Here is a 23,514-nt window from a genome sequence, read left to right as displayed (position 1 = left end):
GCTATAGAAATATTCTACCAATATTCTACTTGAAATAGCTATACTGTTTAAGTTCGCAAACAGTGTGGATATTGTTAATGTCATTCGTTTTATTATTAAGAATAACTCATTTACTCTTGATCATCTCACCGGGTAAAAATATCTAGAGAATTTGCGTGGTTGTTGGTTTATTTAGAATATAAACTAATATATGACGGTGGTGAGGACTATTTTGACGCTTTTTAGGGGATTGCTTTGAATGGATTGATATTTTTATTCGTTCGATTGTGCTGTGGAACGAGGTACAGGGTGAAGTATGAGAAAAAAATGTCTTTTTTATTCTTCAGCTGCTTAAGTTTGCCTGTATTTGCACAAAGTAGCCTACCGCTGGCATTAGAGGAATACTATCAGCCTACAGGTATTGAAGGTACTTATCCTGCTTGGCAGCGAAAAGGGCAACCCAATGTTATCTACAACCTCTGTTTAGATAAGTGGACAGGGCCAGAAGAGCGTATTGTTGCTATGTGTGGTGATGGCGTGAACGGCAACGATGCGGGTTTTCAAAGCGGCTATTTTGATCTCTGGTTTCTTAAGTTAGATCGCGTTGTTAGCTCCGAGAGAGTAAAAAGTGAAGGTCGCTACGGTGAGTCAGGTTCGGCATATGTCGTAAAAATCGGCAAGCGTTGGGGGATTGTTACAGAGTCCGGTACCGACGGGCAGGGCGCTAAAATACGCTATCGGCATTTTTATCTGCCAGCGAAAAGCAATAAAGTCTCAGAAGTTGCGTGGCTATTGGTCCATTTAGATAACAAAGCAACCTGCGATGTCGATGTGGACTGTTTACGGGATGAGTTAAATACGCAGGTCGTGTTTGAGGAGAATACGAATGATGATTACCCCAACATGCTTATTCATTCCGTTGGAATATTGGCAGGTAAAGACGTTAACGTAACGCAAGTCGTCTTGTTCGATCGGAAAAACAATCGATACAATATTCCCCACTTTATACAGGATCCAATGTAAGTTTTATCAAATAGAAAGCTATTTCTACAACGTAAAGGAAAAGGATGCCGGCATTTCGCCGCTTATGGAAGAGGAATACTTATGTCGTTTATTAAAAGAATTAGCTTGTTCGCTACGATTGCTAGCATGAGCCTGCCGGTATTTTCAGCGGGCAGTTTACCGTCAGTATTGGAAGCATATTATCAGCCTACAGTGGATAGTGAAAAACAGCCTGTCTGGTTGCGCAAAGACAATCCAGGCTATATTTATCGCCTCTGTTTGGATAGCCCAACGGATGCAAAAGAGCATATTGTAGTGATGTGCGCTGACGGTGAGTCGGATAGGGCAACGGGTGGCGCTTCCATAGGCTATTTTGACCTTTGGTTCTTGAACAACGGTAAGATAGTCAGCGCAGAAACTGTAGAGAGTCATGGGATATATGGTACTTCGGGGATTGCAGATACTGTATATCTTGGCAAACATCGGGGCATTGTTACCGAGTCTATCATTACCAAAATGGGTGAGGATATTGTTTTTCAGGACTTTTATCTTCCCGCCGAAAGGCATCGAGTAAAGAAAATAGCCGCAATCATGGCCCACTATGACAATAAACCGGGATGCGTAGAAGACAGAGACTGCGTTGTCAACTATCTAGACTCGGACGTTGAATTTGCCTATGAAAATGAAGATGAATCATCAGGCAGCTATCCCAAAATGTATATTCACTCTTTTGGCGTTTGGCAGGGGAAAATCATCAATGAAAGGGCGATTGTTCCATTTGATATTTCTACGGGAAAATATCCAGTCCCTGATTCAGTGCCTAGACTTATCAATTGACTGAATGAAAAAGCGCCTCTTTACTTAGAGGCGCATCTACTCTTCAGCTTCTTGCTTAATCATCGGTGTACGGAATCGTACAGCGTTGATTGATGCTTACTTCGCCGCAATAATCTTGATTTCCACTTTATATTTCTGATTCATCAGCGCCGCTTCAACGGTGCAGCGCACTGGTGCTTTGCCGTCAATAACCCAGGCGTCCCAGGCAGCGTTCATGGCGGCGAAGTCGCGGCGATCGGCCAGAAAGATGGTCGCATCAAGAATGCGGGTTTTGTCTGAACCGAGCTGCGCCAGCATTCTGTCGATATCGGCCAGCACGTTGGCGGTCTGCTCAGTGGCGTTGGCGTCTAGATTTTCCGGCACGCTGGTGTAGTAAATCGTCTCGTTATAAACCACGGCGTCCGACCAGCGCTTGGCGGGATTGATGCGTTCGATCGTCATAGGGAACTCCTGAAGGAATGTTTAACACTAAGAGAAAACCTGTAGGGCAAAAAGGGTAACACAACCTCCCAGTGGAATACATTCTGCCCCACTGAGAGGCGAGTAGAAATCCGAGTGGTGATGAGCGGGCAGGATTGGCATAATAGCCGCAGTTTTGTTTTTCTATTTCCGTCAGACGATGGCGGCCACACTGATGGACAACCGATTTGACGGACGATTTTTCTCCTAAAGGCGCGCTGGCAAAAGCGATTGACGGCTTTAAGCCGCGTGAGCCTCAGCGCGTTATGGCTAAGGCCATTACTGCCGCGATTAAAAAAGGTCAGGAACTAGTGGTTGAAGCCGGTACCGGCACCGGCAAAACCTATGCTTATTTGGTTCCCGCTCTGCGCTCCAAAAAGAAAGTGATTGTCTCGACCGGCTCCAAAGCGCTACAGGATCAGCTGTTTGCTCGCGACCTGCCGACGGTCGCCACCGCACTGGAGTTTACCGGCAGGCTGGCGCTGCTAAAGGGGCGTTCTAACTACCTGTGTCTGGAGCGCATGGAGCAGCAGAGTATGACCGGCGGTGAACTGTCTGACGCGTCGCTTAAGGACTTAGTCAAGCTTAGACGCTGGTCGTCCAGTACGGTGGACGGCGATATCAGCACCTGTACGCAGGTGGCGGAAGACAGCTTTATCTGGCCGCTGGTGACCAGTACCAACGACAACTGCCTGGGAGGCGACTGCCCCAACTACAAAGAGTGCTTCGTCGTTAAGGCGCGGCGCAAGGCGATGGACGCCGACTTGGTGGTGGTGAACCACCATTTGTTTTTGGCCGACGTCGTTGTTAAAGAAACCGGTTTTGCTGAGCTTATTCCCGATGCCGACGTGATGATTTTTGACGAAGCGCACCAGCTGCCGGATATTGCCAGCCAGTACTTTGGTCAGCAGCTTTCCAGCCGACAGCTGATGGATTTGGCAAAAGACATCACCATTGCCTACCGCACGGAAGTGCGCGATATGGCGCAGTTACAAAAGAGTGCCGACCGCCTAACGCAAAGCACACAGGATTTCCGATTAGCGCTCGGCGATCCGGGCTTTCGCGGCAACCTGCGCGACTTATTGGAACAGGCGTCGGTTCAGCGGGCGCTGCTGCTGGTCGACGACGCGCTGACGCTGTGCTACGACGTTATCAAGATGGCGCTGGGGCGCTCGGCTCTGCTGGACGCCGCCTTTGAGCGCGCGACCCTCTATCGTTCAAGGCTGACTCGCCTGAAGGACGTCTCAATTCCCGGCTACAGCTACTGGTATGAGTGTACCGCTCGCCACTTTATACTGGCGCTGACGCCGCTGTCAGTGGCGGAAAAGTTTCAGGAAGTGATGAAGGACAAAAAGGGCAGCTGGATATTTACCTCAGCGACGCTGTCCGTTAATGAATCTTTGGAACATTTCAACCAGCGGCTTGGCCTGACAAAAGCAGAGACTCTGCTGCTGGCCAGCCCCTTCGACTATGCCAATCAGGCGCTGCTGTGCGTGCCGCGGTTCTTACCGTCTCCTAATCAATACGGCGGTGCCAAACAGCTGGCAAACATGCTTCGGCCGCTGATTGAGGCTAACGACGGTCGCTGTTTCTTTCTCTGCACCTCGCACAAGATGATGCGCGATCTGACGGAAGTGTTTCGCGAAACCATGACACTGCCGGTGTTGATGCAGGGGGAAACCAGTAAAGCCAAGCTGCTGTCAGAGTTTGTTGCTTCAGGCAATGCGCTGCTGGTGGCAACGAACAGCTTCTGGGAAGGGGTTGACGTTCGCGGCGATGCGCTGTCCTGCGTGATTATCGATAAGCTGCCGTTTACCGCACCGGACGATCCGCTGCTGAAGGCGCGTATAGAGGACTGCCAGCTGCGCGGCGGCGATCCGTTTCAGGAAGTTCAGCTCCCTGACGCGGTGATTACCCTGAAACAGGGCGTCGGGCGGCTGATTCGAGACACAACGGATCGCGGCGTGATTGTTATTTGCGATAACCGTTTGGTCATGCGCCCCTACGGTGAAATTTTTCTCAACAGCCTGCCGCCTGCACCGCGCACACGCGATCTCAACAAGGCGATGGACTTTCTCAAAGGAGCTCCGCTGAATGAGGATAAATAAAGGCGAGGGGGAGTGCAGTTATCCTCGATATGGTACTATCCCCCACTTGAATCATGTTCAACAAGAAGGTCCCGCCTAAGGTTTTCTATGTCTACACGAATTCTGGCCATTGATGCCGCTACCGAAGCCTGTTCCGTCGCCGTTTGGAACGACGGCGAAGTGCACTCTGTTTACGCGGAATGCCCGCGCGAGCACGCTCAACGCTTGCTGCCTATGGTGCAGCAGGTGCTTGATGAGTCGGGACTGACCCTGCAAGACCTCGACGCATTGGCGTTTGGCCACGGTCCCGGTAGCTTTACCGGTGTGCGCATTGCCATCGGAACGATTCAAGGATTGGCTTTAGGCACTGGGCTGCCGGTGATAGGTCTTTCTACTCTCGAAGTGATGGCGCAGGGCGCCTACCGTACTGCGGGTGAAACCCGCGTGCTGGCTGCCATTGATGCCCGAATGAGTGAAGTGTACTGGGGCTGCTACGAGCGCAGTGAGCAGGGCGAGTGGGGTGCTGTTGGCAGTGAACAAGTGCTGCCGCCACAGCGCGTTAGCGAACTCCTTCATACACTGAGCGGCGAATGGGCCACTGTCGGCACCGGCTGGCAAACTTACCCTACTATGGGAGACGGCAGCGCTGTCGCATTGAGGGATGGAAAGGTGCTGTTCCCTCGGGCGCAGGACATGCTGCCTCTGGCGCTCACTCGCTGGAAAAAAGGGCAAGTGCAGTCCGCAGAGCACATCGAACCGGTTTATTTACGTAATGAGGTGGCTTGGAAAAAGCTGCCGGGGCGTGAATAGTTTTACCGTAGAAACAGAATTGTAAACACAGTACCGTAAACACAGCAGAGGGCGGTGACTACCGCTTTCCTAGGAAAACAACGCAATGAGGTCACGCACTCTTTTTTCTCTTTGATGATAACGACAACGGGAAAGAGGTAAAGAGGCGTAGCCAAGAAGGAGTTAAGAATTGGATAAAATATGGCTTTCTCGCTACCCCAAGGACGTTCCAGCGGAAATTGACCTGAGCAAGTACAACTCACTGGCAGACATGTTTGAAAATTCGGTCAGGCGTTTTGCCGATCAGCCAGCCTACATTAACTTTGGCAAAGTGATGACGTTCCGCCGCCTGGAGGAAAAGAGCCGAGCGTTTGCGGCCTATTTGCAAAACTCGCTGGGGCTGAAAAAGGGCGACCGAGTGGCGCTGATGATGCCTAACGTGCTGCAGTATCCTGTTGCGCTGTTTGGGGTACTGCGAGCGGGGATGGTGGTGGTTAACGTCAACCCGCTCTATACGCCGCGAGAGCTTGAACATCAGCTGAATGACTGCGGTGCTAAAGCCATTGTTATCGTGTCTAACTTTGCCCACACACTGGATAAAGTGGTGAAAAACACGGCGATCGAGCACGTTATTTTGACCAGCTTGGGTGACCAGCTGGCCGTGGGCAAGCGTTCGATAACCAACTTTGTCGTGAAATACATCAAGCGGCTGGTGCCTAAATACAGCCTGCCGGGCGCGGTGTCTTTTCGCCGTGCGCTGCGTGCGGGTCGCTATCAGCAGTACGTTAAGCCGCCGTTGACCCATGACGATCTGGCGCTGTTGCAGTATACAGGGGGCACCACCGGCGTGGCTAAAGGTGCGATGCTGACCCATAAAAACCTGCTGGCCAACATGGCTCAGGCATGCGCTAACTATGGCCCACTGCTAACTGTCGGCGGTGAGATGGTGATCACCGCGCTGCCGCTGTATCACATCTTCGCGCTAACGGTGAACTGCCTGCTGTTTATGGAGATTGGCGGATGCAGCCTGCTGATTACTAACCCGCGAGATCTCAAAGGCATGATAAAAGAAATCTCCCGCTATCCGTTCACGGCGCTAACGGGGGTTAATACGCTGTTCAATGCATTGCTTAACGATGAGGATTTCCGCGAGCTGGACTTTAGCCGTATGCACATCTCTGTTGGCGGCGGCATGTCTGTACAGCGCAGCGTTGCTGAGCGCTGGCACAAGCTGACGGGAACTCACCTGCTGGAAGGCTATGGCCTGACGGAGTGTTCACCTCTGGTAGCGGGTAACCCTTATGACATAAAAGAGCACGACGGCAATATCGGCCTGCCTGTAGCCTCTACCGACGTACGCTTGGTGGATGAAAACGGTGACGATGTTCCTAAAGGGGAAGCCGGGGAGCTATGGGTTAAGGGGCCACAGGTGATGCAAGGCTACTGGCAGCGCCCGGAAGCAACCCGAGAAGTGCTGAAAGACGGCTGGCTGGCAACCGGCGACATCGTTATGATGGACGATCAGGGCTTTATGAAGATCGTCGATCGTAAAAAAGACATGATATTAGTATCCGGGTTTAACGTTTATCCGAATGAAATCGAGGACGTGGTTGCCCATCATCCTAAAGTGCTGGAAGTGGCGGCTATCGGAGTGCCTCACGAGTCGTCCGGCGAGACAGTGAAAATATGCGTTGTGGCAAAAGATCCGTCCCTGACGCGTGAAGAGCTGCTGGCGCACTGCCGTGAAGAGCTGACTGGCTATAAAGTGCCGAAAATTATCGAGTTTCGCGAGTCGTTGCCGAAGTCCAACGTGGGAAAAATCCTGCGCAAGGCGCTGCGGGATGAAGTCGTTAAGCCATCGGGCAAGGCTGAGTCATAAATGAGTCAGCTTAGTCATCTATTTATAACGCGCCGGTTTATCCGGCGCTGCTGTTAAGACACCGTAGAAAGAGAACCCATTTGAATTACCAACTGATAACGACCGATGAACAGTTAAAGTCCGCCTGCGATGCGGCAGCACAGAAATCCCTTATTGCGCTGGATACCGAGTTTGTCCGCACGCGAACCTATTATCCCCAGCTTGGGCTGATACAAATGTACGATGGTGACAATGTCACCTTAGTTGATCCCCTGAATATCAAGGACTGGTCGCCGTTTGTTGCACTTTTGACCCATCCTCAGGTGATAAAATACCTCCACGCCTGCAGTGAAGATCTGGAGGTGTTTCTGCACGAGTTCAATACAATCCCAACACCGATGATTGATACTCAGGCTCTGGCCGCCTTTAATCAGCGGCCTTTGTCTACCGGATTTGCCACGCTGGTGGCGGAGTACCTCGGCGTTGAGCTGGACAAAAGTGAATCCCGCACGGACTGGCTGGCTAGGCCTTTGACTGAAAAACAGTGTATTTACGCTGCTGCTGACGTGTATTACCTGCTGCCTATCGCTGAGAAAATTCAGCAGGAAACTCAAGAGCGCGGCTGGCTGGATGCCGCTAAAGACGAGTGCGTTATGATGGGGAACCGCCGTCGTGAAACGTTAAACCCCGATGATGCCTATTTCGAAATTAACAATGCCTGGCAGCTGAATGAACGCCAGCTGGGCGTGTTGAAGCTACTGGCGGCGTGGCGCTTGAACTATGCGCGCGAGCGAGATATGGCGGTTAACTTTGTCGTTAGAGAAGAGAGCCTTTGGCAGGTGGCGCGATACCAGCCGTCGTCAATGGGAGAGCTGGAAGCGCTGGGGCTAAGCGGCCCGGAGATCCGCTTTCACGGGCGTACGCTGTTGAAACTGGTAGCGGAAGGTGCTGCATTAGATGTCGTAACTCTGCCGGAAAAAATCGTGCGCATCGTCGACTTCCCAAGCTACAAGCGGATTTTTAAAGACATCAAAACGCTGATCCAGTCAGTGTCCGCAGAGTGCGGCCTTAACGCTGAGCTGCTGGCCTCTCGGCGGCAGATTAATCAGCTGCTGAAGTCTTACTGGCAACCGAGCAAAGGTACCAGCCAGTCTGAGCTGCTAACGGGGTGGCGCGGTGAGCTGATGGGCGACAGACTGAGGTCGTTTATGGCGAAGGAAACCACAGCGGCAACGGCTGAGTAAATCCGGTAATTCTAAACATCATTCAAAGCAGACTTCAAAATAGAAAAGGGCGGTAATTCACCGCCCTTTATCTTTGTGACTGCGCTTAGAATGAAGACTAGCTGCGCTTGTCGTCTGCTTCCGGCAGCGTGACGTTCAGCTCCAGCACCGAAATATCGTCGCCTTTTTGTTCCAGCTGCACGTTGACCATTTCAGGGTCGATCTGCACGTATTTACAGATAACTTCGAGAATATCGCGCTTAAGCTGCGGCAAATAGTGCGGCTCGCTGTCGCCGCGGCGACGTTCGGCAACGATAATTTGCAGGCGCTCTTTAGCAATATTAGCGGTCTGCTTTTTACGCGACAGGAAAAAATCTAACAGTGCCATCTTTTAGTTCCCTCCAAACAGACGCTTTAAGAAACCTTTCTTCTCTTCGGTTAAAAAGCGGAAGGGTTTTTCTTCACCCAGCAGGCGGTCGATAGTGTCAGAATAGGCCTGACCCGCATCAGATTCACCGTCTAGAATAACCGGTTCACCCTGGTTTGACGCCCGCAGAACTGACTGGCTTTCAGGAATGACGCCCAGCAGAGGAATACGCAGGATTTCTACCACGTCTTCTACACTCAGCATATCACCGCGGGTAACGCGACCTGGGTTATAGCGAGTCAGCAGCAGATGCTCTTTAATCGGATCTTGACCGTTCTCTGCGCGGCGAGACTTAGAGGCCAGAATGCCCAGAATACGGTCAGAGTCGCGTACGGAAGACACTTCAGGGTTCGTGGTAATAACCGCTTCATCGGCGAAGTAGAGCGCCATCAGCGCGCCGCTTTCGATGCCGGCAGGAGAGTCACAGACGATAAAGTCATAGCCCATTTCATCCAGCTCGGCCAAGACTTTTTCTACGCCTTCGCGGGTCAATGCATCTTTATCGCGCGTTTGAGACGCGGGCAGGATGTACAGGTTTTCAGTACGCTTGTCCTTGATGAGCGCCTGATTCAGCGTGGCGTCCCCTTGAATTACGTTGACAAAGTCATACACGACACGGCGTTCACATCCCATGATCAAATCAAGATTACGAAGTCCGATATCGAAATCGATAACGACGGTCTTCTTACCTCTTTGTGCTAAACCGGTAGCAATGGCCGCGCTGGAGGTAGTCTTACCAACGCCACCCTTACCGGAAGTAACAACAATAATACGTGCCATAGCGTGTTCCTTGTAAAAGGGCTTTAGTTTAGTGGTTCAATGGTGAGTATATTGGATTTTAAAAAAAGTCGGCTGCTGCGCTCATAGAACTCTTTCGGGATCTGTTCACTGAGCCAGTACTGACCCGCGACAGAAACCAGTTCCGCTGCGAGCTGAGTACAGAAAATCTGGCAGTTTGCATCGCCGCTGGCACCCGCCAGAGCTCGGCCGCGCATCGTGCCGTAAATATGGATATTGCCGTCAGCGATCAGTTCAGCACCGGCACTGACGTGACTGATAACGATTAAGTCGCTGTCGCGGGCGTAGATTTGCTGCCCGGTGCGAATAGGCTTATCAACAATCATCGTTTTTGCCGTAGGCTGAACCGGAGCTGGTGCAGGCGCGGCTTTCGCTGCCTTGGGGCTTTTCCCCTCAGTCAGAAGGGGAAGGCCGGCCAGTTGAATGGCACGCTTTTGCTCATCGTCCCTATAGCCGCTAATACCCACAACGCGAAGCCCCGCATCGCTTACTGCGCGCTGAAGCTCAAGCCAGTCAGCAGTGGGTTCAAGCGTTGCGACGTTTAGCACCACAGGCGCATTCTGGAGAAATGCGGGCGCCTGCTTTACCTTTTCTGCCAGCGCGTTGCGAATAACGTCGGGCTCAGAGTGGTGTAAATGGATAACAGACAGCGTGAAGCTGCTGCCTTTTAATTCAACGGGCGATTGTGACATCTATTCTGACTCAATTTAGGCTCAAGAAAACGTGGTTTCGCGAGCCGTGTCTGTAAAATACACGAATACATGGCTGCATGTTATAGTTAGCGGCATATCTAGGCAAGCCGCTGTAAGAATTAATTGAGCATATTCCCGTCGCGTATCGAAAGAGTAGCGCGTTGATAGGTTTAAATAATGCATTTTGCTTATTGGCCTGGGCTGTGTTTTCAAAAAGTTGAACGCGTGCGCCTCCCTATAATCAATTAAATATCATTTGGAAGATTACGCATGCAGTGCGTCATTTATCGAAGCAGTAAAAAAGACAGTACCTATCTCTACATTGAATCCCTGGACGACTTTTCACGGGTGCCGGACGAGCTGTTGCAGGCCTTCGGTAAACCTGTGTTGGCCATGCGGCTGGATCTCGCTAAAAAAGAGAAACTGGCCTTGGCAAATATTGAACGCGTCAAACAGGCTTTGTCCGAGCAGGGGTTTTATCTACAGGTGCCGCCGCCGGTAGAAAGCCTGTTAAAAACCGAGCTGTAAATGCTGCTGAGGGGCTAGTGCCCCTTGGGACGGCACTTTGATTAAAAAACAACATTCAGGGTAAGGGATCATGAAGCTATCGGGAGCGCGGCAGGCTGCCGCCGGAATGCTGTTGACCATCGCTGCGTTAGGCTGCGCGTGGGCGCAGCCGCCTTCATCTGTAGAGGCTGAAGAGGAAGCGCGGTTTAGTGCCTATGTAGAGACACTAAAAGCGAAGGCGCTGGCGCAGGGTATTTCACCGCAAACGGCCGAGCAGGCTTTTACCAATGTCTATTACCTCAAACGCGTGGTTACCGCAGATCAAAATCAGCCGGAAAAAAAGCTCACTCTGGATGACTACCTGCGTCGTTCTCTGTCAGCTAAAAAGGTGAAACAGGCTCGCACTGCATACCGTGACTATGGGAAACAGCTGGCGGCCGCCAGCAAGCGCAGCGGCGTACCGGCTAACTACATTGTGGCTCTTTGGGGATCGGAAAGCGGGTTTGGGCGCTATCAGGGAAAAGAAGACATTATATCGGCTCTCAGTACGTTAGCCTTTGAGGGGCGACGGGAAGCGTTTTTTACCGAACAGCTAATGGCTGCACTGCTAATTTTACAGCAGGGGCATATTACTCAGGATCGTTTTAAGGGCTCGTGGGCTGGCGCTATGGGACAAAGCCAGTTTATGCCGACCTCGTTTCTGAAGTACGGCGCAGACGGTGACGGCGACGGCAAGATCGACATTTGGCAAAATACGGACGACGTATTCGCGTCCATTGCTAACTACCTTGCGACGGAGGGCTGGAACGCGAAAGAAGGCTGGGGCGTGGAAGTTACAGCGACCAACGGCGTTCAGGCTGACTGGGTCGGATTAACCGACGCCCATGGAAAAAGCGTCGGCCAGTGGAAAAAGCTGGGTATCAAACCGGTTACTGCCGTAAAGCTGCCTGACGGTCAGCAGGGCTGGATTATCCAGCCGGATGATGCAGAAGGGCGCACCTTTATGGTGTTTAATAACTTCCGCACGCTGATGCACTGGAACCGTTCAACCTACTTTGGCGTTAACGTCGGCATGCTGGCAGACAGCATTGTGCAAAAATAAATGTCTGGCAGAGGGAGGCGCTTGTCTACGGCTTTGAGTTCAACGGTCAAATAGTGTTAGAAACGCTCCAAAAGTCGATGAAGGCGTTTGTTTCTTTTATTTGTTGAATAGATTTGGAAAATTGCGAGTCTTGTCCTAGATTTTTGTTACCGACATAGTGTTATTATCCGTATCTTCACCGATAAAAACAGTTCAGCCGACGCAGAGTCAGGTTGATAAGCGACAACATCTGATAAAACAGGCGCACCGACTGAGGACGCGCTAAAGAGGTAGCAGAAATATGTATCAACATCGCGACTGGCAGGGCGACCTGCTTGAACTGCCGGTAAGTAAAGTAGTCTGTGTAGGCAAGAACTACTCTGAGCACATTAAAGAGATGGGCGGAATTGCGCCACAGCAGCCGCTGCTGTTTATCAAGCCGGAAACGTCACTGTGCGATATCAGCCAACCGGTAGCCATTCCTGACGGGCTGGGGTCTGTACATCACGAAGTAGAGTTGGCTGTGCTGATTGGTCTGCCGCTAAAAAACGCCGAGGAAAGTCGAGTTGTTAACGCCATTGCCGGTTACGGTATTGCGCTGGATCTGACCCTTAGAGACTTGCAGGCCGAATGTAAAAAAGCAGGGGAACCGTGGGAAAAGGCTAAAGGTTTTGACGGCGCCTGTCCTATTTCCGGTTTTATCCCCGTTAACCAATTCGGCAATGCGCAAGAAGCTTCTCTTTCATTAATCGTTAACGATGAAGTTCGCCAGAACGGAAATACGCGGGACATGATCCTGCCTATTCTGCCGCTGATTTCCTATATGAGCCGCTTCTTTACGCTGCGCCCCGGTGATATCGTGCTTACGGGAACGCCTTCTGGCGTTGGGGCACTGAATCACGGCGATAGCTTCACCGTTGCGCTTAACGGTAAAGAAATTCACAGCCGCGTGCTATAATCCATTCAGATGCATTAAGATACCGCCCGTAGCGTGAGTTACGGGCGGCTGTTTTTTATTTTCAGGTTTTTGCAGACAGAGAAACAGGTATATGAATCAACAGCTCCCTTTTTGGCAGGCTAAAACGCTGTCGGAAATGAACGATGAAGAATGGGAATCCCTGTGTGACGGGTGCGGTCAGTGCTGTTTACATAAACTAATGGATGAAGATACCGATGAGGTTTATTTCACCAATGTAGCCTGTAACCAGCTGAATATAAAAACCTGTCGCTGCCGCCAGTATGAGCGCCGCTTCGATCTGGAAGAAGAGTGTATTAAGCTGACGCGTGAAAACCTGCTGACGTTTGAATGGCTACCGGCTACCTGTGCTTACCGCATGCTGAATGAAGGAAAGCCTCTGGCGTCTTGGCACCCTCTGCTTGCAGGCTCACATTCAGCAATGCACGCCGCCCGCATTTCCGTGCGCCATATGGCGGTTCCTGAAAGCGAAGTGATTGACTGGCAGGATCATATTTTAAATCGGCCTGAGTGGCTGGATTAAAAGAAACATCAGGGTTACCCCTAAAGCGCTTCAGGCCGCGTCAATGCTCATTGGACGAGAACGTTAGCGGCCTTGCTTAACGAACTTATAGAACAGATTCGGCTCTCCAACGATGTACAGGTCGCCTTTATCGTCCGTAGCGATACCTTCCGCCTGCTTAATGTCCTCTTTCAGACCGTGCCATCCTTTCCGTAAATACATTCTGTCAATAATCGTTCCCGATAGGGAGACCTCTTTAATGACCTTTGACTCATGAGAGGCGATAAGTAATGTGTTGTTTGGCGCATAAAAGTCACCGGCAGAAATGTCTTTTATCGTTAAGCTACTGTGAAGCGACTTATCATCAATAATGTGCAGGTTGCCTATGCTGAAAAAGCCTTTTACTTTATAGATAGCAATTGGATTTTTTTCTTTGAAGACATAAAGTGCCTGTTCGTTTGGTGAATAGGCGAGGCCTTCAAATCCGCTGTTGGTCGGCGAATCCTGCAAGGATAATTTTAACTTTTTGAGCACAGTAACGTTTGACGTATCGTTTAATTCGATCTGGTAGATGGTGTAGTCTTTTTCATCAGCCAGAACGAAAGTATTTCCCCCAATGTGTTCGATACTCTCTGCATCTCTCATAAACGTTAAGGGTATGGTTCTGATTAAGTCACCGCTTTTGCTTAATTCTACAATAGTAGGAGGGTAGTTAGTTGTACTGAAAAATGTGTCACTACTCGCTGAATAAGTTAATGATGATATGTTTTTTTCAATGCCGGAAATTTTCTTGGCTTCTATATCAGCTTGATAATTCTCAAGCATTAAACTATTTGCCGGATCGCCCATTTTCAGGGCGGCTCTATAGGCATATATCATGTTATCTTTAAATATAAAGCCGATTAAAATAATAAAGACAAATAAAATAAGAGACTTAGTTTTTGTATTACATTTCTTCATTAAAATTCCATTTTACTATATCGGGATAAATAATCCATAGGTTAATGTGTTGAAATAATAACAGGGTTTATAAGTGGCGTCAGCCTTTTTTTCTTTGTAATTAATTGAATGTGATCTTTGTCTTTCTATTTGTTTCTTTTGAAATTACTATTTTTTATTAAAATTTTTGCTTCATGAATAATTTTATTCAAATAAGGATTTGTTAAGATTTTTATGTTTGGAAATAATCCTTCCTCTATTTGTTTTAAAATAGAGGAAGGTGGGGTATTAACGCTGAATTAAATACCGAATAGTGGGCCCGTCCTGTTGAATATCCAGAACAGTGTAGCCGTGGTTTTTGGCATCCAGCGGGATGTTATTAATGGACTGCGGGCAGTCGCTGACGACTTCGAGGATCTCTCCCGGCTTTAATGACGGCATGGCTTCCAGTGTGGCAACAGCAGGATAGGGGCAGGGTTCACCCACCATATCCAGTCTGTAGTCGGGAATAATCTCTTGCTTGTTCATTATACGCTCTCCTTAACGGGAATAACGGGCTGTGCCTTGGGGCGGAAAAACCGCTTTTCCCACATAACCACCAGTAAGAATGCGGCCAGCAGCAGTAAGTAAGTGACAAGTAAACCGCCGTAAGGGCCAAAGGTATCCAGCAGGTTGATCTTGTCATAAGAGACGGCCAGCGACGGAGCCAGATCGTCCCAATAGTAGGCCAGAATAGTTGAACCGATGACGTTGCCTAAACCTACCCACCAGTAGTGCACCTGACCTTCAACGGCGCGATACATCCATCCGGTTTCACAGCCGCCCGCCAGCACAATGCCAAAGCCGAACAGCAGGCCGCCGAGTACGGCATTGGGGCCAGCCCACATGATTTTAGGCGTAGCGCCCATTTGGACGTAGCTGAAAATGCCGATAGCGCTCACAGCCATCCCCAAAATGATAGCCTTTGCCATATGGGTTCGTCCGGTGATCCACAGGTCGCGAAACGCTGAAGTGAAACAGATTTGCGCCCGCTCGATCAGTAGGCCAAAGCCTACGCCAAACAGCATGGCCAGCCCCAGCTTGGGTGCATCCATTACCGTAAAGGCTCCCCAGGCGACAACGGCTAAAAAGACGATCATTCCAAGTCTAAAGCGACGTCGAGCCTGTTCGGGCTTTTGGGTTAACGGTGACGCGGCGCTGACTTTCTTCAGCTTGACTGGAATACGAAAGATAGGAAGCAGGGTAAAACGGGCGCCAAAGTAGGATCCCACTGCGGTAGCCAACGCGAAAAACCATGCGTGAAGTGAAAACTGAGGAATACCGGTAAAGAAAGCCGCCAGATTGCAGCCCATTGCCAGTCGAGCACCAAAGCCCGCGATAATACCGCCCAGAACAGCCTGTACGATGCGAATGCGGTGCTGGGGCATCCTTAGCTTGACGTTGTTAGCCCACAGCGCAGCGGCCATACAGCCGCCAAACATGCCGATAATCATCATGCCGTCGATGCGATCCAACGGTGTGCCCTGTAGGCCGATGACTTTAAAATATCCCCATTCTTCCGGGGTGGCGCCAAACATCTGCATGAGATGCCCGCCCCAGCGGGTAAATTCCCCAGTAACGGCCCAAAATGTGCCGGTGATGCCAAAGTAGTACGTAGAGAGGATCCCCGCAGCAATCACCGCCGGTAGAGGAGCCCAAAATTTGATTAAGTACTGTTGCTTAAATTCATGCCAGGACATGGTGTTTCCCTTGTCTTAAACGAGTGCCATAAAAAATAAACGCCGATAGCCGTAACAAAACGGCTGACGGATAAATTTTTCCACGAAGTGTAGACGAAATTGCCCGGCAAATCAGGACAAGGGCTTAGCTTAAACAGCACTTAAAATGTATCAATACGTAAAAACATGCCGGATGTCTTACCTATTAGCTTACCTATGACCGTTTATTCGACAAGGGGGATAAAAATGCAGATAAACATCTCCCTGAGAAAATAGAAACAGTCTCATTTTGAATTGTTAAGGGGAAAACATAACGGCGCCAAAAAGGCGCCGTCGAAGAGAATATAGTTGGAGAATTAAGAGAAGAAGCGTCTCTTTGGCTTAACGAACTGCGCCACCACAACCAGCAGGGCAATCAGGAGATAAACGCCGAAAATAATTAGCAGCCACTGTGGCATTTCCATCGACAGGAAAGACCACTGCTTTTCAGAACAGTCGCCGTTGGCGACAAACACGGCTGGAACCCATTTATCCAGAGGCAGCCATGACGGGAAATTGACGAAAATGTCACAGACGTTCATCGGTGAGGGGTAAAGCTGGATCATAGTGTGTTTCCACGTCAGCAGAACGCCTTCGATAGAGCTATAAATCCAAACAATGATGGCCAGATAGCGTAAAGGTCTTGATGATGGTGCAATCAGGCCAATAAGCGCGGCGCCGAGGATGCCAAATAGCGCACATCGCTCATAGATACAGAGAACGCAGGGATTAAGCAGCATGACGTGCTGAAAATAAAGGGCTACGCCCTCAAAGATAATAACGCTCAGCGCCAGTAACAGCCATGCACCACGTCCCTTGGAACAGCCATTAAGAAAAGATAACATAATTCATCCACTTTAACGCATTCTGCTATTGTTGATCGGGCTAGTTTAAACCAGTTTTGTGTTAAAGCCATCTCCCCGATGCGATTTCTGATAAAGAAATACCGCTACTGAATGAAACTATTCTTTCTGACGCGTTATTCTTGTGTGTTAGCGTTTAAAAGACACATTCTTTAAACGTAATCCACAGTTTATCTCAAAGTCTGCGCATTGCTGCTATGTCAGGCTATACGCATCTGATATGATGCGACTCATCAATGAGTTTCCTAATGGAATAACGTTTCTATGGTCATTAAGGCGCAGAGTCCGGCTGGATTTGCGGAAGAGTATCTGATTGAAAGCATCTGGAATAATCGTTTTCCCCCTGGATCGATCCTTCCCGCGGAACGTGAGCTTTCTGAGCTGATTGGCGTTACTCGGACGACGCTGCGAGAGGTGCTTCAACGCTTGGCCAGAGACGGCTGGCTGACCATTCAGCACGGCAAACCGACCCGAGTAAACAACTTTTGGGAAACGTCGAGCTTAAGCCTGCTGGAAACGCTGGCGCGTTTAGACCACGGCAGCGTGCCTCAGCTGATGGACAACCTGCTGGCGGTAAGAACCAATATTGCTGCCATATTTATTCGCGCCGCTGTGCGCCAAAACCCCGAAAAGGCACAGGAAGTTCTGGCTCAGGCTGATTTGATAGAAGATCGGCCAGAGAACTTTACAGAACTAGACTACAGCATTTTCCGCGGGCTGGCGTTCGCCTCTGGCAACCCTATCTATGGCCTGATTTTGAATGGTATTAAAGGGCTGTATATGAGAGTGGGGCGCTACTATTTTTCAAACCCGGAAGCTCGCCAGCTGGCGATGAACTTCTACCATCGCCTATCCCACATTAGCCGTGAAAGGCTACACGATCAGGTTATGGAATGTGTGCGTCACTATGGCAAGGCCAGTGGTGTTATCTGGCAGAAGATGCAAAGTACTATGCATGAAGAGATGGCGCAGAGTAAGTAACTCTCTCGTTGGGAAGTCAGGGCGGCGTGTGCAAGACAGCCGCCTTTTTTATGCCCAATAAACAGGGATTTTATATCAAGCGTTGGTTTCTTAAAAAGATGAGCCGGATGTCTGCTTAGAGTGTTGAGGGATATTTAGGGGACGCATAAAAAAAGAAACCAGCCCAAGGGAGATTGGACTGGTAAGGAGGTGGTTTCTATTAAACAGATAATAGGAACACAACTAGTTATTAATCTTTAGGACTGCGATGTTAGTCTATTTATTCCCTAAGAGATGTGATCGGTTTCTAAAAATTTACACATCATGACGTTTTATTACCTACTAAACTGGCGAAAAAGGAAAATTATGCATTGTGCGGATTACGCGTGCTGTTTCCATCGCCAAGGTTACGCATGAGAAGGGCATATTCTAGACTGACGTCTTCAGGAACCGGCAGATACACCACGTGCCCATTGCCCGGCGCTACGTCAGTGGCTTCCCCTTTGCGATTGCGCATCTCTTTGATCACAAAGTGAACGTTGCCCTGCGGCGTCATCATTTCAACGCTGTCACCTACCGAGAAGCGGTTTTTCACATCAACGGCAGCCATGCCGTCGCGATACTCTCCGGTAAATTCACCAACAAACTGCTGGCGATCGGAAACAGAGTAGCCGTAGTCATAGTTCTGATATTCATCATGAACGTGACGGCGCAGGAAGCCTTCGGTATAGCCGCGGTGAGCCAGAGATTCCAGCGTTGTCAGCAGAGATTCGTCAAACGGCTTGCCGGCAGCGGCATCGTCTATTGCTCGGCGGTATACCTGCGCTGTGCGGGCGCAGTAATAAAACGACTTGGTGCGGCCCTCTATTTTCAGAGAGTGAACCCCCAGCTCGCTCAGACGCGGAACGTGCTGGATAGCGCGCAGGTCTTTGGAGTTCATAATGTAGGTGCCGTGTTCGTCTTCAAAGGCGCTCATGTATTCGCCGGGGCGCATGGACTCTTCCAGCATAAAGACCTTGTCCGTTGGCTCGCCTGCTCCCAGCGTCGGCTCGAGGTTTTTGACTGCAATAGGCTCGTGGATGTGAACAATATTGCCAGTGTCGTCCTCTTTGCCTTCCTGAACTTTATATTCCCAGCGGCAGGCGTTAGTGCAGGTGCCCTGATTGGGATCGCGCTTGTTGATGTAGCCAGAAAGCAGGCAGCGACCGGAATAGGCCATGCACAGTGCGCCGTGAACGAATACTTCCAACTCAATTTCAGGAACCTGCTGGCGGATCTCAGCAATTTCATCTAAAGAGAGCTCGCGGGAAAGAATAACGCGAGTCAGCCCCATCTGTTTCCAAAACTTGACCGTCGCCCAGTTGACGGCATTGGCCTGTACAGACAGGTGAATATCCATCTGAGGAAAGGCTTCGCGCACCAGCATAATAAGGCCGGGGTCAGACATAATCAGGGCGTCAGGCCCCATATCAACCACAGGCTGAAGATCGCGAATAAAGGTTTTCAGCTTGGCGTTATGAGGGGCAATGTTGACCACAACGTAAAACTTTTTACCCAGCGCGTGGGCTTCATTGATGCCCAGCTGTAGATTCTGGTGGTTAAATTCGTTATTGCGCACCCGAAGGCTGTAGCGCGGCTGGCCGGCATACACTGCGTCTGCACCATAGGCAAAGGCGTAGCGCATGTTTTTCAGCGTACCGGCCGGAGAAAGGAGTTCCGGTTTTGACATAATTTATCTCTGTATTGTCTGATCGCAGGTCAGCGCCGCGCAGCTAGCGCGGCGTTGGGAACGTTTTCCCAAGGCGGGGATTGTAGACTGTCATATGTGGGATGGCAACGCGATGATGCGCTGTCGGCAGCCAATCGGCTATTTTTGCCATGTTTTTTCTATGGCAGTCTTTACGATCGCGAAGAGTTAACCCTCATCCCAATATCGATACGTCAGGCTCAGTACGCTAAATTTCTCTGATGGCTGGCCGTATTTTCCCAGATTGGTTTCTGTTGATTCAACGAGCGTGCAGTTATCGCGGCTGTCCCAGGTTTTACAGATAAATTTTGTCGTACTGATGTTCCAAGGATAGACAGTGAACCGAATAAACCTGATGAGACGGTTATTTGCGTCATAAATATAGCTATCCTGCTGTGTTGGCGTAATCAGAAACGCGAGCTTGTCGTTGGCGTTATAGGTATAGCGCTTTGCGCCTTTCTCTGGGCCGGCGTTGGTATTGGTGAAAGCCAGTTTGCCAAGTTTATTCAGGTGGTATTGGGTGGTTGAAACGGTTCCTTTGGGATCTTCCAATGTGGCTAAGGTGTTTTCTGAACGGCCGATCCAACCCTCACGGTTAAGCGTAAACCGAGTGGTTCCTTTTGCATCCTGTACAACCACGGGCGTATCAGAGTCGGTTTTCGTGATGGTTAAGTCATACTGCTGCTCCCAGCCCGATGACGTTCGTGAGAGCTGAGAGGCGCCGCGGGTGTCTAGTTTTATACGCTCGTTAACTTCCTGATAGCGTTCTGTCAGTTTTTCAAGCTGGCCGCAGGTATCAAACGTCATATGAGCAGAAAGAAAAATCCCTGAGTCGCTGACAACTGTTTTTGTTTCGACTGACTTTGGCCGTCCATAAGGAAGCGATGTCCCTAAAATATTGGCGTTTAACTGGCTATATTTTACGACAGCGTCATCGCACTCGGACTCAGTCGCAGCGGCAATGCCAGAAAAGAGCAGAGCGCCGAGGGCAATGGTTTTATATGTATACCCGATCATCGTTTTGCGTTCTCCTGCGGTGCTTTGTCCCAGTAGCTAAAGGTCGAGCGAAAGGCGCTTTTGCGGGAGATGGCGAAGCCAGGGAACAGCTCTATCTCATCCGATGTCGCTCGAGTGCAGTCGTTGTGGCTGTTCCACTCGATACAGTCCGTCTTTTTACTGCCAAGATAGAAAGACGACATGCCGATTTCCAATGAGCTGTGCTGGCGTCCCTGCTGGTCATACAGATAGATTATGTGGGTGCTGGGGCTGATGAAAGAGAGCGGCATGCCGTTGTCGTGATAGAAAAAGTGATTCTCTCCGGTGTCTGTACCAAGAAGGGTGACGTTAGTGATGCGCTGGTTCCCGTCCAGAAGGTAGCTTCCGCGGGTTTCTCCACGGTCTATTTTTTCTTTGCTTCCGGCAATAAAGTTTTCTATTGAGCCTGTGATAAGCCCGCTGGCGTCAGTTCGGTAGCGGGTTGTGCCCTCGCGAGCGAAGGTTAGCGTCTGCTGCTTGGCGGCAGTCGTGTTATACATTGTGACACTGTAATTATTCAACCAGCCGTCATCCATACGGGTCAGGCCGTACTCCGAGTCGAGAACAAAACGCCGCTCGTTTTTCACTAGCTGGTAGTGCATGTCGAGAACTTGCCCGCAGCGATCGTAGTTGAAGATTGAATAAAACACCGAGCCGGTGTTGTCGCGCTCAGTGAAGGTTTCTACCCGACGAACGGGCGTCGTGTAGGGGTAACTTAAAAGAATAAGGTGATTATTGGCGTTGACGGCAGCGCTAACGCGGCATTCGTCCGGAGCGGCGGCGGCATTATGCCCATAGAGCGCGGCGAAAAGCGCCATCGCGGCGGCCACACCCTTAAGCTGAAGTTTCATTAAGCGGCAGACTCCATTGTCGTTTTCCATATGCTAAGTAAGAGGCTACCCTTCAAAACGGTATCCCAATCCATAAACGGAGCGAATAAAAACTCGCTCGGCATCCAGCGTTTCCAGTTTACGGCGCAGGTTTTTAATATGACTGTCGACAGTGCGATCGGTCACAATGCGGTAGTCATCATACAGGTTGTCGAGTAGGGATTCACGGGTCAAAACGCGTCCGGCATTTGCCATCAGCACTTTGAGCAGGCGAAACTCAGCGGCGGTGAGGTCTAACTGCTTTTCTCGATAGTGAACGCAGAGCTGGGACTCATCAAGTCGCAGCGCGTCTTCCCAAGCGGGGGGCGTTCGAGGCGTGGTGTAGCTGCGCTTAAGCAGGGCTTTGACACGGGCGACAACTTCTCTGGGGCTATAGGGCTTACACACATAGTCGTCAGCGCCAATTTCCAGACCCGATAGTCTGTCCTGCTCTTCGGTTTTTGCGGTCATCATAATGATAGGAATATCAGAGAACAGGCGAACCTCGCGGCAAATAGCCATGCCGTCGGTGCCGGGCAGCATCAGATCGAGAAGGATAAGCGATGGCTGAGTGCGGCGAACGTATTCAACTACGTCATTTCCCTGAGTGAGCAGCGCAGTTTGGTAGCCAGCAGCCTGTAGATAGTCTGCCAGCAGTTGACCCAGCTTGGGCTCATCCTCAACGATCAGGATGGGCGAGAGCTCGCCTGCGATTAATTCACTGTGTTCTGTCATCCTACCGCTGCTGTGCCTGAAGAAATAAGGGGTAAGGTTACCGTAATTTCCAGTCCGCCTAAAGGGGAATGACGGGCGCTCATGTGTCCACCGTGCTCGTTGACAATATTCCAGCAGATAGACAGGCCAAGGCCTGAGCCGCCTCTGGCGCGATTGCGCGAGAGTTCTGTGCGGTAGAAACGTTCGAATATTCGCGCCATCTGTTCATCCGTGACGCCGGGAGCCGAGTCCTGCCAGCGCACTGTTAGATTTTCTTTATCCACCACGGCAGACACCTTAAGCAGCCCATCAGAGTCGGCGTCTGTATAGCGAAGGCTGTTTTCCAGCAGGTTATTAAACAGTTGAGAAAGACGGTCGGGATCGCCGAAAACCAGCGCGGCTGAGGGCAGTTCTGCTGTCAGATGCAGTCCCTTTTGTTCAAAGCGGCTTCGATAGACGGCAATAGACTGCTCCAATACGCTAAGAGCGTTTATTGACGACTTTTTGTAGCTGAGCGCGCCGAGATCGGAGAGTGAAAGCTGGTGGAGATCGTTAACCAGTTTGGTTAAGGCAAGCACTTCCGCCTTAAGAGACTGAAGGGCGGTAGGCGTGAGCTGTCGAACGCCGTCTTCCATCGCCTCCAGCTCGCCTTGCAGTACCGCCAGAGGCGTTCTTAATTCGTGAGAAACGTCAGCAATAAAGGCGCGGCGCATGGACTCGTTTTTCTCCAGCGTGCGAGCCAGCTGGTTAAAGTCGTTCGCCAGCGTGCCCAGCTCGTCCCTATGGGTGACCGTCACTCTGGCGCTGAAATCCCCGGCAGCCAGCTTGTGGGTCGCGCCCACCAGCGTTTTTACGCGAGAAAGCAAACCGCGAGACACCAGCATTGTTGCCACTGCCGCAAGAAGAATAGAAAGCGCCACCAAAATCCAACTGGTACGGCTTTGCTGGCGGGCAAAGTTAATGTCGGCCTGGCGCGTCAGTTTTTCACTGGGAACGGCGACGATCCAACCGATGACTTTACCATCCAACGTAATGGCGGTGCGGGTAGCTTCGCGCGGCACGGGGTGAGACGATCCGGCAATTCGTTGATTGTCAGCATTAAACACCCAAAAGGGAACGCGCCAGCCCTGAGGAGGCAACTTTTCTTCACCGTTGTCTTTCTGTTCAAAGGAGAGCAGTAGGCGATAGAGCTGCTTTTCGTTGTGGCGTAAAAAGTTCCAGCTGCCTTCGGAACGGTAGCGTTCTGCCAGTGACGTAGCCAGCAGGTTAAAGCGCTGCTCATTGGCTTGGCGAATATAGTCAGTAAACCCGCGTTCAAAGCTCAGACGGCCACCCCAGTTCATGGTCACAAGGACGAGCATACAGGTCGCCAGGATCGCGAGGAACAGTTTGCCGGTAATGCCGATTCTCATT

Annotated in this window: 23 protein-coding genes and 2 pseudogenes; 11 read left to right on the top strand and 14 right to left on the bottom strand. The window is 50.5% G+C overall.

The window, feature by feature from the left end; genetic code table 11:
* Window positions 1–288: 288 nt before the first annotated feature.
* Both DQM29_RS09600 and DQM29_RS09595 read left to right on the top strand, forming a co-directional pair.
* A complete protein-coding gene (locus tag DQM29_RS09600) occupies window positions 289–1,002 on the top strand; it encodes a hypothetical protein (protein ID WP_111740487.1) in 714 nt (237 codons plus the stop codon).
* Between the two features lie 81 nt (window positions 1,003–1,083).
* Window positions 1,084–1,818 (top strand): hypothetical protein, encoded by a 735-nt coding sequence (locus DQM29_RS09595; RefSeq protein ID WP_111740486.1) that lies wholly within the window; start codon window positions 1,084–1,086, stop codon window positions 1,816–1,818.
* A 96-nt stretch (window positions 1,819–1,914) separates the two neighbouring features.
* Here DQM29_RS09595 and DQM29_RS09590 read toward each other — a convergent pair whose 3' ends face one another.
* Window positions 1,915–2,259, bottom strand: coding sequence for a RidA family protein (locus tag DQM29_RS09590; RefSeq protein ID WP_111740485.1), 345 nt, complete (start codon window positions 2,257–2,259; stop codon window positions 1,915–1,917).
* 206 nt (window positions 2,260–2,465) lie between these two features.
* Between DQM29_RS09590 and DQM29_RS09585 the strand changes: the two genes are divergently transcribed.
* The 4 genes from DQM29_RS09585 (at window position 2,466) to rnd (ending at window position 8,255) form a co-directional block, all read left to right on the top strand.
* Window positions 2,466–4,385 carry a DNA repair helicase YoaA gene (locus DQM29_RS09585; RefSeq protein WP_111740484.1) on the top strand — a complete coding sequence of 640 codons (1,920 nt, stop codon included), beginning with the start codon at window positions 2,466–2,468 and terminating at the stop codon, window positions 4,383–4,385.
* Window positions 4,386–4,472: 87 nt separating this feature from the next.
* Window positions 4,473–5,174, top strand: coding sequence for a tRNA (adenosine(37)-N6)-threonylcarbamoyltransferase complex dimerization subunit type 1 TsaB (gene tsaB, locus DQM29_RS09580; protein ID WP_111740483.1), 702 nt, complete (start codon window positions 4,473–4,475; stop codon window positions 5,172–5,174).
* A gap of 169 nt (window positions 5,175–5,343) precedes the next feature.
* Entirely contained in the window at window positions 5,344–7,032 is a 1,689-nt protein-coding gene (gene fadD / locus DQM29_RS09575) for a long-chain-fatty-acid--CoA ligase FadD (protein ID WP_111740482.1), read from the top strand.
* Window positions 7,033–7,112: 80 nt separating this feature from the next.
* Complete coding sequence (rnd, locus tag DQM29_RS09570; protein WP_111740481.1) at window positions 7,113–8,255, top strand: ribonuclease D; 1,143 nt, start codon at window positions 7,113–7,115, stop codon at window positions 8,253–8,255.
* A 97-nt stretch (window positions 8,256–8,352) separates the two neighbouring features.
* On the opposite strand, the gene minE is transcribed toward rnd, so the two are convergent.
* The 3 genes from minE to minC are packed head-to-tail and all read right to left on the bottom strand — an operon-like array spanning window position 8,353 to window position 10,151.
* Window positions 8,353–8,622 (bottom strand): cell division topological specificity factor MinE, encoded by a 270-nt coding sequence (gene minE, locus DQM29_RS09565; protein WP_111740480.1) that lies wholly within the window; start codon window positions 8,620–8,622, stop codon window positions 8,353–8,355.
* 3 nt (window positions 8,623–8,625) lie between these two features.
* Window positions 8,626–9,441 carry a septum site-determining protein MinD gene (gene minD, locus DQM29_RS09560; RefSeq protein WP_111740479.1) on the bottom strand — a complete coding sequence of 272 codons (816 nt, stop codon included), beginning with the start codon at window positions 9,439–9,441 and terminating at the stop codon, window positions 8,626–8,628.
* Window positions 9,442–9,464: 23 nt separating this feature from the next.
* Entirely contained in the window at window positions 9,465–10,151 is a 687-nt protein-coding gene (gene minC, locus DQM29_RS09555) for a septum site-determining protein MinC (protein ID WP_111740478.1), read from the bottom strand.
* Between the two features lie 270 nt (window positions 10,152–10,421).
* Between minC and DQM29_RS09550 the strand changes: the two genes are divergently transcribed.
* From DQM29_RS09550 to DQM29_RS09535, 4 genes are all read left to right on the top strand, one after another.
* Complete coding sequence (locus tag DQM29_RS09550) at window positions 10,422–10,679, top strand: YcgL domain-containing protein (protein ID WP_111740477.1); 258 nt, start codon at window positions 10,422–10,424, stop codon at window positions 10,677–10,679.
* A 70-nt stretch (window positions 10,680–10,749) separates the two neighbouring features.
* Window positions 10,750–11,760, top strand: coding sequence for a lytic murein transglycosylase (locus DQM29_RS09545; protein ID WP_111740476.1), 1,011 nt, complete (start codon window positions 10,750–10,752; stop codon window positions 11,758–11,760).
* Between the two features lie 280 nt (window positions 11,761–12,040).
* Entirely contained in the window at window positions 12,041–12,697 is a 657-nt protein-coding gene (locus DQM29_RS09540; protein WP_111740475.1) for a fumarylacetoacetate hydrolase family protein, read from the top strand.
* 91 nt (window positions 12,698–12,788) lie between these two features.
* Window positions 12,789–13,238, top strand: a complete 450-nt coding sequence (locus tag DQM29_RS09535) for a YcgN family cysteine cluster protein (protein ID WP_111740474.1) — start codon at window positions 12,789–12,791, stop codon at window positions 13,236–13,238.
* 63 nt (window positions 13,239–13,301) lie between these two features.
* On the opposite strand, the gene DQM29_RS09530 is transcribed toward DQM29_RS09535, so the two are convergent.
* The 4 genes from DQM29_RS09530 to dsbB form a co-directional block, all read right to left on the bottom strand.
* Window positions 13,302–14,177 (bottom strand): SdiA-regulated domain-containing protein, encoded by an 876-nt coding sequence (locus DQM29_RS09530; protein ID WP_111740473.1) that lies wholly within the window; start codon window positions 14,175–14,177, stop codon window positions 13,302–13,304.
* A 267-nt stretch (window positions 14,178–14,444) separates the two neighbouring features.
* Window positions 14,445–14,684, bottom strand: a complete 240-nt coding sequence (gene yedF, locus DQM29_RS09525) for a sulfurtransferase-like selenium metabolism protein YedF (RefSeq protein ID WP_111740472.1) — start codon at window positions 14,682–14,684, stop codon at window positions 14,445–14,447.
* Window positions 14,684–15,895: a selenium metabolism membrane protein YedE/FdhT gene (gene yedE, locus DQM29_RS09520; protein ID WP_111740471.1), complete on the bottom strand. Its 1,212-nt coding sequence runs from the start codon at window positions 15,893–15,895 to the stop codon at window positions 14,684–14,686. Before yedE ends, yedF begins: the two co-directional genes overlap by 1 nt.
* Window positions 15,896–16,230: 335 nt before the next feature.
* Window positions 16,231–16,758 carry a disulfide bond formation protein DsbB gene (gene dsbB / locus DQM29_RS09515; protein ID WP_111740470.1) on the bottom strand — a complete coding sequence of 176 codons (528 nt, stop codon included), beginning with the start codon at window positions 16,756–16,758 and terminating at the stop codon, window positions 16,231–16,233.
* 282 nt (window positions 16,759–17,040) lie between these two features.
* Between dsbB and fadR the strand changes: the two genes are divergently transcribed.
* Window positions 17,041–17,757, top strand: coding sequence for a fatty acid metabolism transcriptional regulator FadR (fadR, locus tag DQM29_RS09510; RefSeq protein WP_111740469.1), 717 nt, complete (start codon window positions 17,041–17,043; stop codon window positions 17,755–17,757).
* Window positions 17,758–18,100: 343 nt separating this feature from the next.
* On the opposite strand, the gene trhP is transcribed toward fadR, so the two are convergent.
* The 6 genes and pseudogenes from trhP to baeS all read right to left on the bottom strand — a co-directional run bounded on the left by trhP (window position 18,101) and on the right by baeS (window position 23,513).
* The gene (trhP, locus tag DQM29_RS09505) at window positions 18,101–19,465 is read right to left on the bottom strand and encodes a prephenate-dependent tRNA uridine(34) hydroxylase TrhP (protein ID WP_111740468.1); all 1,365 of its coding nucleotides are present in this window, start codon (window positions 19,463–19,465) and stop codon (window positions 18,101–18,103) included.
* 186 nt (window positions 19,466–19,651) lie between these two features.
* The gene (locus tag DQM29_RS09500; protein WP_111740467.1) at window positions 19,652–20,500 is read right to left on the bottom strand and encodes a hypothetical protein; all 849 of its coding nucleotides are present in this window, start codon (window positions 20,498–20,500) and stop codon (window positions 19,652–19,654) included.
* A complete protein-coding gene (locus DQM29_RS09495; protein ID WP_111740466.1) occupies window positions 20,497–21,369 on the bottom strand; it encodes a hypothetical protein in 873 nt (290 codons plus the stop codon). The genes DQM29_RS09500 and DQM29_RS09495 overlap by 4 nt, the downstream gene beginning before the upstream one ends.
* Before the next feature lie 45 nt (window positions 21,370–21,414).
* A pseudogene (locus DQM29_RS18825) lies at window positions 21,415–21,645 on the bottom strand (winged helix-turn-helix domain-containing protein); the annotation flags it as partial.
* Between the two features lie 95 nt (window positions 21,646–21,740).
* Window positions 21,741–22,122: pseudogene (locus tag DQM29_RS18820) on the bottom strand (response regulator); the annotation flags it as partial.
* The gene (baeS, locus tag DQM29_RS09485; RefSeq protein ID WP_111740464.1) at window positions 22,119–23,513 is read right to left on the bottom strand and encodes an envelope stress sensor histidine kinase BaeS; all 1,395 of its coding nucleotides are present in this window, start codon (window positions 23,511–23,513) and stop codon (window positions 22,119–22,121) included. The pseudogene DQM29_RS18820 and the gene baeS, both read right to left, overlap by 4 nt.
* Window position 23,514 lies beyond the last annotated feature (1 nt).

It is taken from the genome of Leminorella richardii (genome assembly GCF_900478135.1).
In the GTDB taxonomy this organism is placed as follows: domain Bacteria; phylum Pseudomonadota; class Gammaproteobacteria; order Enterobacterales; family Enterobacteriaceae; genus Leminorella; species Leminorella richardii.
Note: the sequence above shows the minus strand (reverse complement) of the source record. Positions and strands in the feature narration are given on the sequence as shown.